The organism is Streptomyces sp. A 4/2, from assembly GCF_940670765.1.
Lineage (GTDB): Bacteria > Actinomycetota > Actinomycetes > Streptomycetales > Streptomycetaceae > Streptomyces.
Window position 1 is genome coordinate 58,352 of record NZ_CALNVW010000039.1, and the last position, 14,905, is coordinate 73,256.

11 protein-coding genes are annotated in these 14,905 nt (G+C 70.0%); 3 read left to right on the forward strand and 8 right to left on the reverse strand.

The window, feature by feature from the left end; all coding sequences use genetic code 11:
* Window positions 1-15 precede the first annotated feature (15 nt).
* Both NBY69_RS28475 and NBY69_RS28480 read right to left on the reverse strand, forming a co-directional pair.
* A complete protein-coding gene (locus tag NBY69_RS28475) occupies window positions 16-2,322 on the reverse strand; it encodes a glycoside hydrolase family 3 C-terminal domain-containing protein (protein WP_250304749.1) in 2,307 nt (768 codons plus the stop codon).
* Between the two features lie 65 nt (window positions 2,323-2,387).
* A complete protein-coding gene (locus NBY69_RS28480; RefSeq protein WP_250304750.1) occupies window positions 2,388-3,689 on the reverse strand; it encodes an MFS transporter in 1,302 nt (433 codons plus the stop codon).
* A gap of 122 nt (window positions 3,690-3,811) precedes the next feature.
* Between NBY69_RS28480 and NBY69_RS28485 the strand changes: the two genes are divergently transcribed.
* Window positions 3,812-4,426, forward strand: a complete 615-nt coding sequence (locus NBY69_RS28485; RefSeq protein WP_250304751.1) for a TetR/AcrR family transcriptional regulator — start codon at window positions 3,812-3,814, stop codon at window positions 4,424-4,426.
* Window positions 4,427-5,076: 650 nt separating this feature from the next.
* Here the strand turns inward: NBY69_RS28485 and NBY69_RS28490 are convergent.
* Both NBY69_RS28490 and NBY69_RS28495 read right to left on the reverse strand, forming a co-directional pair.
* A complete protein-coding gene (locus NBY69_RS28490; RefSeq protein WP_250304752.1) occupies window positions 5,077-6,405 on the reverse strand; it encodes a class I SAM-dependent RNA methyltransferase in 1,329 nt (442 codons plus the stop codon).
* A gap of 271 nt (window positions 6,406-6,676) precedes the next feature.
* The gene (locus NBY69_RS28495; protein ID WP_250304753.1) at window positions 6,677-8,767 is read right to left on the reverse strand and encodes an APC family permease; all 2,091 of its coding nucleotides are present in this window, start codon (window positions 8,765-8,767) and stop codon (window positions 6,677-6,679) included.
* A gap of 218 nt (window positions 8,768-8,985) precedes the next feature.
* On the opposite strand from NBY69_RS28495, the gene NBY69_RS28500 reads away from it, so the two are divergent.
* Window positions 8,986-9,660 carry a TrkA family potassium uptake protein gene (locus tag NBY69_RS28500; RefSeq protein WP_250304754.1) on the forward strand — a complete coding sequence of 225 codons (675 nt, stop codon included), beginning with the start codon at window positions 8,986-8,988 and terminating at the stop codon, window positions 9,658-9,660.
* Window positions 9,660-10,337: a TrkA family potassium uptake protein gene (locus NBY69_RS28505; RefSeq protein ID WP_250304755.1), complete on the forward strand. Its 678-nt coding sequence runs from the start codon at window positions 9,660-9,662 to the stop codon at window positions 10,335-10,337. Before NBY69_RS28500 ends, NBY69_RS28505 begins: the two co-directional genes overlap by 1 nt.
* Before the next feature lie 61 nt (window positions 10,338-10,398).
* On the opposite strand, the gene NBY69_RS28510 is transcribed toward NBY69_RS28505, so the two are convergent.
* The 4 genes from NBY69_RS28510 to NBY69_RS28525 all read right to left on the reverse strand — a co-directional run bounded on the left by NBY69_RS28510 (window position 10,399) and on the right by NBY69_RS28525 (window position 14,795).
* Complete coding sequence (locus tag NBY69_RS28510; RefSeq protein ID WP_250304756.1) at window positions 10,399-11,133, reverse strand: DUF3159 domain-containing protein; 735 nt, start codon at window positions 11,131-11,133, stop codon at window positions 10,399-10,401.
* Between the two features lie 3 nt (window positions 11,134-11,136).
* Window positions 11,137-11,487 carry an OB-fold nucleic acid binding domain-containing protein gene (locus NBY69_RS28515; RefSeq protein ID WP_250304848.1) on the reverse strand — a complete coding sequence of 117 codons (351 nt, stop codon included), beginning with the start codon at window positions 11,485-11,487 and terminating at the stop codon, window positions 11,137-11,139.
* Window positions 11,488-11,553: 66 nt separating this feature from the next.
* Window positions 11,554-12,249, reverse strand: coding sequence for a response regulator (locus NBY69_RS28520; RefSeq protein ID WP_250304757.1), 696 nt, complete (start codon window positions 12,247-12,249; stop codon window positions 11,554-11,556).
* Window positions 12,246-14,795, reverse strand: a complete 2,550-nt coding sequence (locus NBY69_RS28525; RefSeq protein ID WP_250304758.1) for a sensor histidine kinase KdpD — start codon at window positions 14,793-14,795, stop codon at window positions 12,246-12,248. The genes NBY69_RS28520 and NBY69_RS28525 overlap by 4 nt, the downstream gene beginning before the upstream one ends.
* Between the last annotated feature and the right edge of the window lie 110 nt (window positions 14,796-14,905).

Here is a 14,905-nt window from a genome sequence, read left to right on the forward strand (position 1 = left end):
GAGGTGACGCCGGGGTCAGGAGGTCTCCTCCTTCCCGGTGCCTGCGGCCGACCGCACCGTCTCGACCAGTTCCCGTACGTCGCCGAAGCCAAGGGGAACCATCGGGAGCTGGGCGAGCTGGCTGAGGCGCATGGTGGGCAACATGCGGTGGCGGGAGCTTCCTTCCTCGGGGTACGCGTCGCCCATGGACTTCTGAACCCGGCTCAGCAGGGCCGCGACGGCCAGGCCGCCCACGGGGTGGGCGAGCCATACCGAGACGGTCGAGTCGGCGTCCGGCTGGTCGGCGTAGGCGTCGCCGTCGACCGGGACCTTCGTGGTCAGCCGGATGTCGCGGCTGGAGGCCCCGACGTCGACACGGTGATCGGCGCCCTCGACGAGCCAGGTACCGGCCGCGGTGTCGAAGTAGGCGAGGTCCGCGCGGGCGATACGGATGGTGACGTCCCGGGTCTCGTCGGGCGTGAGCCACACGGTGGCGAAACCCTTCAACTCCCTTACGGGGCGCCGCGCCCGCTTCCCCGGCGCGCCCACGTACACCTGCACGACCTCGTGACCGGCCCGCTCCCCGGTGTTGGTGACCGCCACGGTGACGTCGAGCCCCGCGTCGTCGGAGGCCACCCGCAGGTCCGCGTAGTCGAAGGTGGTGTAGGAGAGGCCGTGGCCGAAGGGGAAGGAGACTGCCATGTCGCGGGCGTCGTAGTGGCGGTAGCCGACGAACAGGCCCTCGCTGTACGTGACATGGCCGTTCTCGCCGGGCCAGGCCAGGTACGCCGGGGTGTCGGCGAGCCGCAGCGGGATCGTCTCCGCGAGGCGGCCCGACGGATTCGCCCGCCCGAACAGCAGGTCGGCGGTGGCCGATCCGCCCGCCTGGCCGAGCAGCCAGCCCTCCAGGACGGCCGGCACGTCGTCGGCCCACCCGGACAGGCGCACGACGCCGCCGTTGGCGAGGACCACGACGGTGTTCGGGTTCGCCGCCCGTACCGCGTCGAGCAACGTGGTCTGTTCTACCGGCAGTTCGATGTGCACACGGTCGTAGCCCTCGGACTCGGAGCTCGGCGGCAGCCCGAGGAACAGCAGGGCCACGTCTGCCGACTCCGCCGCACGGACGGCCTCCTCGTGCAGTGCGGCCACATCGGCGTCCGGCGCGTCGACAGGGAAGCCGGGAGCGAAGGTGACGTGCGCCGCGGGCGCGGCCTCGATGACCGAGCTGAGCGCGTCGTCGAGCCGGGTCGGGGTCACGCGTGAGCTGCCGTCGCCCTGATAGCGGGGCGTGCGCGCGAACTCACCGATGACCGCGATGCGTTGGGGAGCGGCGGGGTCCAGCGGGAGGAGCGCGCCCTCGTTCTTGAGCAGCACCGCCCCACGTGTGGCGACCTCGCGGGCCAGGTCGTGGTGGGCGGCCGGGTCGAAGGCGGCGTCCGGGCGCGCGTGCGCGGCTGCCTTGCGGGCCAGTGCCACGACCCGCGCGGCGCTGCGATCCAGTGCTTCCTGCGGGAGTTCACCCGATTCCACGGCCTCGACGGCCTGGGCAGGGCCCACGCCGAACGAGGACGGCATCTCCAGGTCGAGCCCGGCGGCAAGCGCCCGCGCCCGGTCGACGACGGCGCCCCAGTCGGAGACGACCAGTCCGTCGTAGCCCCACTCGCCTCGCAGGACGTCCGTCAGAAGCCACGGATTCTGCGACGCGTGCACGCCGTTGACCCGGTTGTAGGAGCACATGACGGTCCAGGGCGCGGCCTCGGTCACCACTCGGCGGAACGCCGGGAGATAAATCTCACGCAGCGCGCGTATGTCGATGTCCGCACTGACCGACAAGCGATCCGTCTCCTGGTTGTTCGCGGCGAAGTGCTTGACCGAGGCCCCGACGCCCTGCGCCTGCAGGCCCTTGACCCAGGCCGTACCCAACACCCCGCTGAGCAGCGGGTCTTCGGAGAAGTACTCGAAGTTGCGCCCGCACAGCGGGCTGCGCTTGATGTTGACGCCGGGGCCGAGCAGCACGTGCACGCCGTGCGCGAGACTCTCGCGGGCCAACGCGTCGCCGACCCGCCCCGCAAGGTCGCTGTCCCAGGTGCAGGCCAGGGTGACGGCCGGCGGGAAGCAGGTGGCCGGGTCGCTGTCGTCGATGCCCGGGAGGCCGGGGTACGGGTCGTTCTGCAGCCGCAGTCCGTGCGGGCCGTCCGAGAGGCGGAGCTCCGGGATGCCCGCGTCGGGGAGCGCGGTGGTGTGCCACCAGCCCGTACCCGTGGTCAGAGCGGCCTTCTCGGCGAGGGTCAGCCGGGTCACCGTCTCGCCGGGCGTCTCCGTCGGCTGATTCGGGGTGTTCATTCCTTCTCCTTGGAGCGTGGTGCGGATTGATGCGCGGTGCGGAGGTTGCGGTGGTCTGCCAGGGGTCATCGGACTTCCTTCACTCGCAGGACGGTCACCGCACCGAGCAGCGCGAAGGCCAGCGCGAGAGGGAAGAGCGTGCGGTACCCGCCGAGCCAGAGGACGACGGCTCCTGCGATGGCGGGCCCGAGGACCTGCGGCAGGGTGGCTGCGAGGTTCACGACGCCGAGGTCGCGGGCGAAGGACCGTTCGGACGGCAGCACTTGGGAGATGAGGGCGGCGTCCACACCCTGGAAGCAGCCGAAGCCGATGCCCACCAAGAAGGCCATCGCGGTCATACCCGTCATGGTGGGGACGGCGAACGGGATGAGCATGGCGCAGCCGATGAGGGACGCCGAGGCCACCACGAACACCTTGCGCCTGCCGAGCCGGTCCGAGAGGGGTCCGGTGACGACGGCGGCCGGGAGCAGGCCCGCGACAGCGGTCAGCGCGAGGGCGGGTACGTGATCGATAGCCCTGTCGTGCAGGCCGACGTAGTCCTGGAGGATGTAGAGCTTGTAGCCGAACACCAGGAAGTACGACGTATTGGTGCACAGCCTGCTGACGAACACCCAGAAGAAGTCGGGGTGCCTCCGCGGGTTCGGCAACAGCCCGCCCAGGAACTCACGGACCCGGAAGGGCTCTTGGGGCGCGTCCCGGCTCGGGCGGTCCGGGTTGAGGGTCACGAAGACGACAGCCAGAGTCGTCGCGAGCGCAGCAAGTACCACGTACGCCGTGATGATCCGGTCCTCGAAGGCAGCGGCGAAGATCTGCCCGAGAAGCGAGCCGACCATGGAGCCGAGGCCGGTGACAGTGGAGAACAGGCCACGCTTCTCGGGCGGCACCCTGTCGGGCATGACGGCCGAGAGCGGGCCCGCCGCGAAGTTGTAGCCGAGCTGCACCAGGCACCACAGGGCCAGCGTCGCCGGTACGGAGTGCGCGAACGCCATGCCGATCAGGGCCACGCCACCGGTCGCTACGCCCGCCACGATCCAGGGCCCGCGTCTGCCGAAGCGGCTGCGGGTCCGGTCCGAGACGGCTCCCGCGACGGGCTGGGCAACCATCGCGACGAGCGCGCCCACCGTGGTGACGACCGCGAGCATGCCGACCTTCGCGTCCTCGCCCACCGTGCGCTGGACCTGGAGGGCCAGCAGGGTGCCGGGGACGGCTCCCCATACGAGGGCAATGCCGAGGTTGGCGGGGCCGATGCACGCCATCAGGCGTCGCAGCGCCCGGCCGTCGACCGGCGGGGCGGCCGATCCTGCCGCTCCGCCGGGATCGGCAGGGAGCGGGGAGGGAGCACGGAGCTCGCCAGGGGGTCTCGCCATCGGGACCTACTTTCGGTGGGCCGCACGGGGCCGCACCTGCGACTGGTGAGAAACAGTACGGCGTACTGTTTTTGCGGGCAAGGCTTTGCACAGGGGGAATACCCGCCGCATAGGGTGGGCGCGTGACAGCCAGAAACTCCTACCCCAAGGGGGTCGCCAAGCGGGAGGAGATCCTCAAGGTCACCCTCGAGATCTTCGGCCGCGAGGGCGAGCGGAACACCACCCTGCGGATGGTCGCCAAGGAGAGCCACATCAGCCTGACCGGCCTGATGCACTACTTCGCATCCAAGGACCACCTGCTCACCGAGGTCCTGCGCGCAAACGACCGCGCGGCCGAGGCGCGCTTCCACGACCCGGACGTCGTGCGCGATCCGGGCGAGTTCCTGGCCAAGGCCCTGACGGCGAACGCCGCCAACTCCGCCCGCGTACGCCTCTACGTCACCCTTGCCGCGGCCTCGACCGACCCGGCGCACCCGGCGCACACGTACTTCAGAGAACGCTTCACACTGCTGCGCGCCACGATCACCGAGCACCTCACGGCCGAGCAGCGGGCCGGCCGGGCGAGCCCCGATCTCGACCCGCACTTCACCGCCTCAGCCCTCGTCGCAGCAACCGACGGCATCCAACTCCAATGGCTGAGCGACCCCGACATCGACATGGCGGACCAGGTCCGCGGGGTCTGGCGGATGCTCACTTCTGCGCCCGGCTCATCGGACACCGCCGCAACACGCACGTAGCGCCTCAGGCACAGTCGGCCACGTCGTGGCCCGCCGCCCCTCTCACGTAGGCACGCAGGGCGGCGATGCAGGCACCGAGTTGGTCGCGGGCATCGGTGAAGTGGTTCTGGGAAGCCGCCATGCAGGAAGCCCGCGCCGCGTACGCCCACGCCTATCGCGTCAAACACCTCGGAGAGCAGGCAGACGCCTGGCACCGGACCAAGCTGCTGACCGAATACGTCACAGCAGTGCGCGACCAAGCCACGTCACTGACGCCCGGGCAGGAAAGGACAGATCGAGGCGTGGCTCGCCTTCGCGGATGCCCGCCTCCAGCATCTCGCCAGGTCCGCCGCAGCGCCAAAGCTACCCTCCCCTCCGAAGCCCAGCGGCGACGGCCTCAAGCCTTTCCTCGGTCACTGGAGCCCGTACAGACCTCACCCCTAATGAGCCGCAAACCAGGCATAACCGACGCCCCTTGACTCAAGAGATAGCAACGAAGGGACCCGGCACGCCCTACCCGACGCACCGCCACCTGCAAGAACGGCCGCCCGACGCCCCATCAGAACGTGCGTCAAACGTGCGTCAGAAGGGCCTCACGCGCGTCGAATGTGCGTCAAGATATCGCCCGTAACGCCCGCACCGCACATCATGCGCACGCACAAAACCGCAGGTCAGGCGCCCTTTGTGACCGGTTCAAGGATGGCAACACACTCCACATGGTGCGTCATCGGAAACAGATCGAACGCCCGCAGCACCCGCACCTTGTACCCGCCCTCCCGGAAGTAAGCCAGGTCCCGCGCCAGCGCCGCCGGGTCGCATGCGACGTACGCGATGCGACGCGCGCCGAGGCCCGCGAGGTGCTTGACCGTCTGCTTGCCCGCTCCCGCGCGCGGCGGGTCCAGGACGATCAGGTCGGTCTCCGTGATGCCGGTGCGCGGGAGGGCCGCCTCGACCTTGCCGTGTTCGATGCGGACCCGCGGCAGGTCCTTGAGGTTGTGGCGGGCGTCCTCGCAGGCGCGCTTGGAGGACTCGATGCCGAGTACCGCGCCCTGTTCGCCGACGCGTTCGGCGATGGCTCCGGCGAAGAGGCCCACGCCGCAGTACAGGTCGATGGCCGAGTCGCCCTTGCGGGGCATGAGTCCCTGCATCACGGCCTTCAGCAGGGTGTCGGCGGCCTGCGGGTGGACCTGCCAGAAGCCGCCCATGCCGACGCGGTACGTGCGCTCGTCGGCCCGTTCGCGGACGAAGGGGCGGCCGTGGACGCGGTGCACTCCCCCGTCGTGCTCCTCGACCCGCAGGACCGAGACCGGCTTGTCGAGTTCGACCAGGGGCAGTCGGCCGCCGGGCTTCGGGGTGAGTACGACCTGGCGGTCGCCGGAGCCGGTGGCGGCGATGGCCTCGACCGATGCCAGCTGCGGCCATTCCCGCTTCTCGATGCCCAGTTCGGTGACGCCCGGCGCCGCGATGAGGCAGCGGTCGATGGCCTCGACCTCGTGCGAACGGTGCTTGCGCAGGCCCGCGCGGCCCGCTTCGTCCACGGTGTACTGGACGCGGGTGCGCCATGCGGGCACCTCGCCCGGCGGCAGTTTGTCACCGGCCGCGGGCATCACGGTGCCGTCCCAGCCCGCTTCCTCGGGGGTGAGTCCGGCGAGACGCTGGAGCTGCTCGGCGATGACCTCGCCCTTGAGCCTGCGCTGCGCGCCCGGCTTGGCGTGCTGCCAGTCGCAGCCGCCGCACTTCCCGGGGCCCGCGTAGGGGCAGGGGGCCTCGACGCGGTCCTTGGACGCCTCGATGATCCGGACGGCGTCGGCACGCAGGAAGCGCGAGCTCTCCTCGCCCTCGGTCACCCGGGCGACGACCTTCTCGCCGGGCAGGGTGTGACGTACGAAGAGGACACGGCCCTCGGCGTTGCGGGCGATGCAGTGGCCGCCGTGCGCGACGGGGCCGACCTCGACCTCGTACTCCTCCCCGACCAGCGATGACGTGGGTTCTGTCTGCATGGCGGGGGGACTCCAGAAGATCAAAAGGGAACAGCCGGACAACGACCCACCAGTCTACGTGGGTGTTCTCCGGCTGCTCACCAGTCGGACCGGATGCGGCTGTGCGTCTGCTCTCAGCGCGGGTGCCTGTACCCGTCCCAGCGCCGGTGCCGGTGCCCGTACCCGTCCGAGCACCGGTGCCTGTAGCCGTCCCGGTCGCTGTACCGGTCCCGGTCGCTGTACCGGTCCCGGACGCTGTACGCCGGGGCCGGCACGGGTCCCGGCGTACCGCTCAGCTCTTGCTCTTCGGGGTCTTGGCCGCGCCCGACCCCTTGCCGCTGCCGGGGCCCATGGGCTCCCTGGGCCGGGCCACCGGACCGCGGCGGACCGCACCCGGCGCGTTCCATTCGGCCCGCTTCCTCGCGCGCTTCTTCGCGACTTCGGAGGACTCCAGCTGGTACGGCACCGAGGTGACCATCACGCCGGGGGTGAAGAGCAGCCTGCCCTTGAGGCGCAGGGCGCTCTGGTTGTGCAGGACGTGCTCGTACCAGTGCCCCACCACGTACTCGGGGATGTACACGGACACGACGTCCCGCGGGCTCTCGCGCCGCAGCCCCCGCACGTATTCGACGATCGGCCGGGTGATCTCGCGGTACGGCGAGTCCAGGATCTTCAGCGGCACGTTGATGCCCCGCCGCTCCCACTCCTCCTTCAGCGCCTTCGTCTCCGCCGGGTCGACGCCGATGGAGAGCGCCTCCAGCTGGTCGGAGCGCATCAGCTTGGCGTACCCGAGGGCGCGCAGCGTCGGCTTGTGGACCTTGGAGACCAGGACGATCGAGTGGACGCGGGAGGGGCGCAGGCTGTCGTCGGACGGTTCGTCCGGCGCCGCGATCTCCTCGGAGACCCGGTCGTAGTGCTTCCGGATCGCGGTCATCGTCCCGAAGAAGATCACCATGCCGAGCAGGGCGACCCAGGCGCCGTGGGTGAACTTGGTCGCCAGGACGACGACCAGCACCAGTCCGGTGAAGAAGGCACCGAAGGTGTTGATCGCGCGCGAGCGGATCATGCGGCGGCGCTTCTCCGCGTCCTTCTCGGTCGCCAGGTGGCGGTTCCAGTGCCGGACCATGCCGGTCTGGCTGAGGGTGAAGGAGACGAACACGCCGACGATGTACAGCTGGATCAGCCGTGTCGAGTCGGCTCCGTAGATCACCACGAGCAGTACGGCGGCCCCGGCCAGCAGCACGATGCCGTTGGAGAAGGCGAGCCGGTCGCCCCGGGTGTGCAGCTGACGGGGCAGGTAGCGGTCCTGGGCGAGGATCGAGCCGAGCAGCGGGAAGCCGTTGTACGCGGTGTTGGCGGCCAGGAAGAGGACCAGCGCGGTGGCCGCGGAGAGCACGATGAAGAGGAAGGTGCCGTTGCCGAACACGGCGGCGGCCACCTGGGAGATCACCGGGTCCTGGTTGTAGCCGGAACCGACGGCGACACCGTGGTCGAGCAGGTCGGTGGCGGGGTTGGACGCCATCCGCACGTTGGTGGCCATGGCGAGCCCGATGATCCCGCAGAACATCGTGACGGCCAGGATGCCCATCAGCGCCAGCGTGGACGCCGCGTTCTTGCTCTTGGGCTTGCGGAAGGCCGGGACGCCGTTGCTGATCGCCTCGACGCCGGTGAGCGCCGCACAGCCGGACGAGAAGGCCCGCAGCAGCAGGAAGACCATGGCGAAGCCGCCCAGTCCGCTCCGTTCCGCGTGGATGGTGAAGTCCGCGGTCGGCGCCTTCATGGTGTCGCCGAGTACGAGCCCGCGGAACGCGCCCCAGCCGATCATGATGAAGACACCGGCGACGAAGACGTACGTCGGGATGGCGAAGAGCTTCCCGGACTCCTTCACCCCCCGCAGGTTCATCAGCGTCAGCAGCACGATGGTGCCGACGGCGCAGAGCACCTTGTGTTCGACGACGAACGGGACGGCCGAGCCGAGGTTCTCGACGCCGGAGGAGATCGACACGGCGACGGTGAGGACGTAGTCGACCAGCAGGGCGCTGGCGACCGTCAGCCCGGCCTTCGGCCCGAGGTTGGTGGTGGCGACCTCGTAGTCACCACCGCCGCTCGGGTAGGCGTGCACGTTCTGCCGGTACGACGCCACCACGGTGAACATCAGCACCACGACCGCGACGGCGATCCACGGGCTGAAGTGGTAGGCCGACACACCCGCGACGGAGAGGACGAGCAGCACTTCTCCCGGGGCGTACGCCACCGAGGACAGGGGGTCGGAGGCGAAGACGGGAAGCGCGATGCGCTTGGGGAGGAGCGTCTCCCCCAGCTTGTCGCTGCGCAGCGCCCGGCCGATCAGGATGCGTTTGGGCACGTCGGTCAGTTTGGACACGGTGAGGATCGTAAGCGTTCGATATGGAGCCCGCGCACCCCCCACCCCCCGATCAGCACGGAATCTCCCGCTCCCCTCGCGGAGGGGTCCGTACCCCTACCGTGCGTGTGTAGCTTGGCCGCACGTCTGAGACTCTTTATTCCTCTGCCGGACCTTTTCCGGTGGAACAGCGCCGAACAGTTATGACCGAAAATTTACGGACGTGTGGAAGGACGGTCGTGCACATCGTCATCATGGGCTGCGGGCGAGTGGGAGCCGCTCTCGCGCAGACCCTGGAACAGCAGGGGCACACGGTCGCAGTCGTCGACCAGGACCCCACGGCCTTCCGCCGCCTGGGTGCCGGGTTCGGCGGGCGCCGGGTCACCGGAGTCGGGTTCGACCAGGACACCCTCCGCGAGGCCGGGATCGAAGAGGCCGGTGCGTTCGCCGCGGTGAGCAGCGGGGACAACTCCAACATCATCGCCGCGCGGGTCGCCCGTGAGATGTTCGGGATCGAGAACGTCGCCGCCAGGATCTACGACCCCCGTCGTGCCGAGGTCTACCAGCGCCTGGGGATTCCGACCGTCGCCACGGTCCGCTGGACCGCCGACCAGATGCTGCGGCGGCTGCTGCCGTCCGGCGCCGAACCCCTGTGGCGCGACCCGAGCGGTGGTGTGCAGCTCGCCGAGGTGCACACGTCCGCCGCCTGGATCGGCCGCAAGATCAGCCAGCTCCAGGAGGAGACGGGCGTCCGTGTCGCGTTTCTCACGCGTCTGGGTGAAGCCATGCTGCCCACCTCGCAGACGGTGCTCCAGGAGGGCGATCTGGTGCACGTGATGATGCACACGGACGACGGCGACATCCAGCGGGTCGAGGCGGCCTTCGCCCAGGGTCCAGAGGAAGGCGGTCACTGATGCGCGTGGCTATTGCCGGGGCCGGTGCGGTGGGACGTTCCATCGCGGGCGAGCTGCTGGAGAACGGGCACGAGGTCCTGCTGGTCGACAAGGCGCCCACCGCCATCTCGGTGGAGCGGGTGCCGCTGGCCGAATGGCTGCTGGCCGACGCCTGCGAGATCACCTCGCTGGACGAGGCGGCGCTGCAGCGGTGCAACGTGGTGATCGCGGCGACCGGTGACGACAAGGTCAACCTGGTCGTCTCGTTGCTGGCGAAGACGGAGTACGGGGTGCCTCGGGTGGTGGCCCGGGTGAACAACCCCAAGAACGAGTGGCTGTTCAACGAGTCCTGGGGCGTCGACGTCGCGGTGTCCACCCCGCGCCTGATGTCGGCGCTGGTCGAGGAGGCGGTGAGCGTCGGCGATCTGGTACGGCTGCTGCGCTTCAGCCACGGTGACGCCAACCTCGTCGAGCTGACGCTGCCGCCCGAGTCGGCGCTGGCCGGCACCCAGGTCGGTGATGTGGCGTGGCCGGAGGACACCTCGCTGGTCACGATCATCCGCGGCACGCGCGTCCTGACGCCGAGCCCGGAGGAGACGCTGGAGCCGGGCGACGAGCTGCTGTTCGTCGCCGCGCAGGCGCGCGAGGAGCAGCTGGAGGACCTGCTGTCGGTACGGAGCGAGGGCGCCGCCGGTTAGGGACGTACGCCCGAAGGGCGGGGCCGCAACCGGCCCCGCCCTTCGGTGTGTGTCCGCGCGGTTATGCCTCGCCGCGCTGTGCCTCGGCTGCGGCGGCCTTGCGGGCCTTCTCGGCCTGCTCCTCCGCCTCCATCTCCGCGAACACGTCGATCGGCGGCGGCGCCTTCGCCAGGAAGACCCAGGTCAGATAGACGGCGAGCAGGAACGGCGGGATCTTCAGCGCGATCAGCACCCAGCCGAACTTCGTGGTGTCGGCCCACCAGTACATCGGGAAGAGGATCGCGCACTTGGCCAGCAGGATCAGGCCCCAGGCCCAGCTGGACTTGGCGTACGCCGTCTTGCGGCCGGGGTTGCGGGTGCGCCAGGAGAGGTTCTCCTTGAACACCGGGCCGAGGATCACCCCGATCAGCGGGAAGCCCACCGCGGCGGTGACGATGTACGCGAGGGCCAGCCCCAGCGTGTAGATCATCCCCGGCAGATAGAAGTCCTTGGCGTTGCCGGTCATCATCGCGAAGACGACACCGAAGGCCACGCCGAAGACGCCGCTGAAGGCGTGCTTGACGGTGTCCTTGCGGACCAGCCGTACGGCGACGAGCACCAGGGAGACCGCGACGGCGGCGATCGCGGAGGACTTCAGGTCCTTGTTGACCGTGAAGATCGTCACGAACAGCAGGCCGGGGAGCACGGTCTCCACCATGCCCCGCACCCCGCCGAAGGCCTCGAAGAGAGCTGCCTCGGTGACAGCTCTCGCATCGGTGTCCTGGTCGGTTGCGGTCGGCTTGTCGAGAGACGTCACCGGCTACTCCTGTCCGAGCGGTCGCAGTTCGTATTTGGGGTTGAACAGCACCCGCCGGCCGTGGCTCATCGAGATCCGGCCGGAGGCGATCAGCCTGCGTCCCGGTTCTATGCCCACGATCGAGCGCCGTCCCAGCCACACCACGTCCAGCGGGGCCGTGCCGTCGAACAGCTCGGCCTCCAGGGCGGGCACACCGGCCCGGGGACGCAGGGTGACCGTGCGCAAGGTACCAGTCACCTTGACGATCTGGCGGTCGGTGCACTCGGAGATACGGGTGCACCCGGCGGCCTGTGCGTCCTCCTGCAGCTCCGCGGAGTGCAGGTCCTCCAGGGAGGTCGACAGCCGGTCGATCATCCGGCGGAAGCGGCCGGTCGGCTTAACACTCATACCCGAAGGGTACCGGGGAGCCGGGCCGTGGGATCAATGCTCGAACCGGTAGCCCATGCCCGGCTCGGTGACGAAGTGCCGGGGGTGCGAGGGGTCCGCCTCCAGCTTGCGGCGCAGTTGGGCCATGTAGACCCGCAGGTAGTTGGTCTCCGTGCCGTAGGAGGGGCCCCAGACCTCCTGGAGCAGCTGCTTCTGGCTGACGAGCCGACCGGTGTTCCGTACGAGCACCTCCAGGAGGTGCCACTCGGTGGGGGTGAGCCGTACGTCACGGCCCGCGCGCTGGACCTTCTTGGCCGCCAGGTCGACCGTGAAGTCCTCGGTCTCCACGAGCGAGACGTCCTCGCCGCCGCCGGATTCGGATCCGAGGGGTTCGGCCCTGCGGACCGCCGCGCGCAGCCGGGCCAGCAGTTCGTCCATGCCGAAGGGCTTGGTGACGTAGTCGTCGGCGCCCGCGTCCAGGGCCTCGACCTTCTCGTCCGAGGTGTGCCGGGCGGAGAGCACCAGGATCGGCACCCGGGTCCAGCCGCGCAGGCCCTTGATGACCTCCACGCCGTCCATGTCGGGCAGCCCGAGGTCCAGCAGGACCACGTCGGGGTGGCGGGCGGCGGCGAGCTGGAGGGCGGTGGCCCCGTCGGGGGCCGCGTCCACCTCGTACTTGCGTGCCTTCAGGTTGATCACAAGGGCGCGCACGATCTGCGGATCGTCCTCGACCACGAGCACCCGCGTCATAGCGAGATCTGCCTTTCTGCTGACGGTGTGGGGCATGCGGCGGCCCGTCCTCCGGCCGCCGCGAGTGTGAGGACCATGGTCATGCCACCGCCGGGGGTGTCCTCGGCGCCCAGCGTGCCGCCCATGGCCTCGACGAAGCCGCGGGCCACGGCGAGGCCGAGGCCGACCCCTACGCCGCGCGGGGCGTCGCCGAGGCGCTGGAAGGGCTCGAAGATGCGTTCCTTGGCCTCGTCGGGGACTCCGGGTCCCCGGTCGGCGACGCGGAGCTCCACCCGGTCGCCCAGGGCACTGGCCGCCACGGTGACGGGCACGTCGCCCGGGTTGTACTTGACCGCGTTCTCGACGATGTTGGCGACGGCCCGCTCCAGCAGGCCGGGGTCGACGGCCACCATGGGCAGCGTCTCGGGGATGTCGAGTTCGGCGCTGCCCTCGGGGACCCCGCCGAGGGCCATCGGGACCACTTCGTCGAGGTCGATCTCGCGGATCAGCGGGGTGACGGTGCCGGTCTGCAGCCGGGAGACGTCCAGGAGGTTCCCGACGAGGTGGTCGAGCCGGTCGGCGCCGTCCTCGATGCCTGCGAGCAGTTCCGCCTCGTCCTCGTCGGACCAGGAGACGTCGTCGGAGCGCAGGGAGCTGACGGCCGCCTTGATGGCGGCGAGCGGGGTGCGCAGATCGTGGCTGACGGCGGCGAGCAGAGCCGTACGGATGCGGTTGCCCTCGGCCAGCCTGCGGGCCTCCTCGGCCTCGCCGACGAGCCGCTGGCGGTCCAGTACGACGGCGGCCTGGGCGGCGAAGGCGCCGAGCACCCTGCGGTCCTCGGCGGGCAGGACCCGTCCGGAGAGCGCCATCGCCATGTGGTCGCCGATCGGCATGTCCACGTCCGCCTCCTCGGGGCGGGCGAGCGTACGGGGTCCGACGCTGCCCGCACAGACCCACGGGTCGACATCGCTCTTGCGTTCGAGGAGTGCCACGGAGTCCATGGCGAAGGTCTCCCTCACTCTTTCGAGAAGCGCGTCCAGGGTGGTCTCCCCGCGCAGCACGCTGCCCGCCAGGAAGGAAAGGATCTCCGACTCGGCCCGCAGCCTGGCCGCCTGGTGGGTACGGCGGGCCGCCTGGTCCACCACGGAGGCCACCGCCACGGCCACCGACACGAAGATCACGATGGCGACGATGTTCTTCGAGTTCGAGATGGTCAGCAGGTGCAGCGGCGGGGCGAAGAAGTAGTTCAGCAGCAGCGAGCCGAAGGCCGCGGAGGCGAGCGCGGGCAGCAGACCGCCCAGCAGGGCCGCCGCCACGGTCAGCGACAGGAAGAGCAGCATGTCGTTGGCGAGGCCGAGGTCGGCGTCGATGTTGGTCAGCAGCACGGTGAGGATCGCCGGGCCGACCACGCCGGCCAGCCAGCCCCAGATGATCCGCACCTTCCCCAGCCGGGCGCCGCGGGCGACCGGCAGACCGCGCCCCTTGGCGACCTCCTCGTGGGTGACGATGTGGACGTCCAGGTCGGGCCCGGAATCGCGGGCCACGGTCTGTCCGACACCCGGGCCGAAGATGTACTGCCAGGTCTTGCGGCGGCTGGAGCCGAGCACGATCTGGGTGGCGTTCACACCCCGGGCGAATTCGAGCAGCGCGGAGGGGATGTCCTCCCCTATGACGTGGTGGAAGGTGCCGCCCAGGTCCTCGACCAGGGTCCGCTGGACCGCGAGCTCCTTCGGTGACGCCGAGGTCAGCCCGTCGCTGCGGGCGATGTAGACGGCGAGGATCTCGCTGCCGGAGCCCTTGGCGGCCATCCGGGCGGCCCGGCGGATGAGCGTGCGGCCCTCGGGGCCGCCCGTCAGCCCCACGACGATGCGTTCGCGGGCCTGCCAGGTGGAGCGGATGTTGTGCTCGCCGCGGTACTGCTGGAGGTATTCGTCGACCCGGTCGGCGACCCACAGCAGGGCGAGCTCGCGCAGCGCGGTGAGGTTTCCCGGGCGGAAGTAGTTGGACAGGGCCGCGTCGACCTTGTCCGGTTTGTAGATGTTGCCGTGCGCCATCCGGCGGCGCAGCGACTGGGGCGACATGTCGACGAGTTCGAGCTGGTCGGCACGGCGGACCACCTCGTCGGGGACGGTCTCCCGCTGGGCGACACCCGTTATCGACTCGACGACGTCACCGAGCGACTCCAGGTGCTGAATGTTGACGGCGGAGACGACGTCGATACCGGCCTGGAGGAGTTCCTCGACGTCCTGCCAGCGCTTGGTGTTGCGCGAGCCGGGGACATTGGTGTGGGCGAGTTCGTCGACCAGCGCGACGGCGGGCGCCCGCTCCAGGACCGCGTCCACGTCCATCTCGGTGAAGACGCTGCCCCGGTAGGTGATCTCACGGCGCCGGATCTGCTCCAGGCCGTGCATCATCACCTCGGTCCGCGGCCTGTCGTGGTGCTCGACGAAGGCCACGACGCAGTCCGTCCCCCGCTCCACCCTGCGGTGGGCCTCGGCGAGCATCGTGTACGTCTTGCCGACGCCCGGTGCCGCGCCGAGGAATATTCGAAGCTTGCCTCGTGCCATGGCCCCATTGTCTTTCAGAGAACAGGTGAGTACTCTCCGTCGACCATACGGCCAGGGATTCCGGCATAACGGACGGGGGGCCGTCCCGAGGGGGGTCTTGACACGATCCT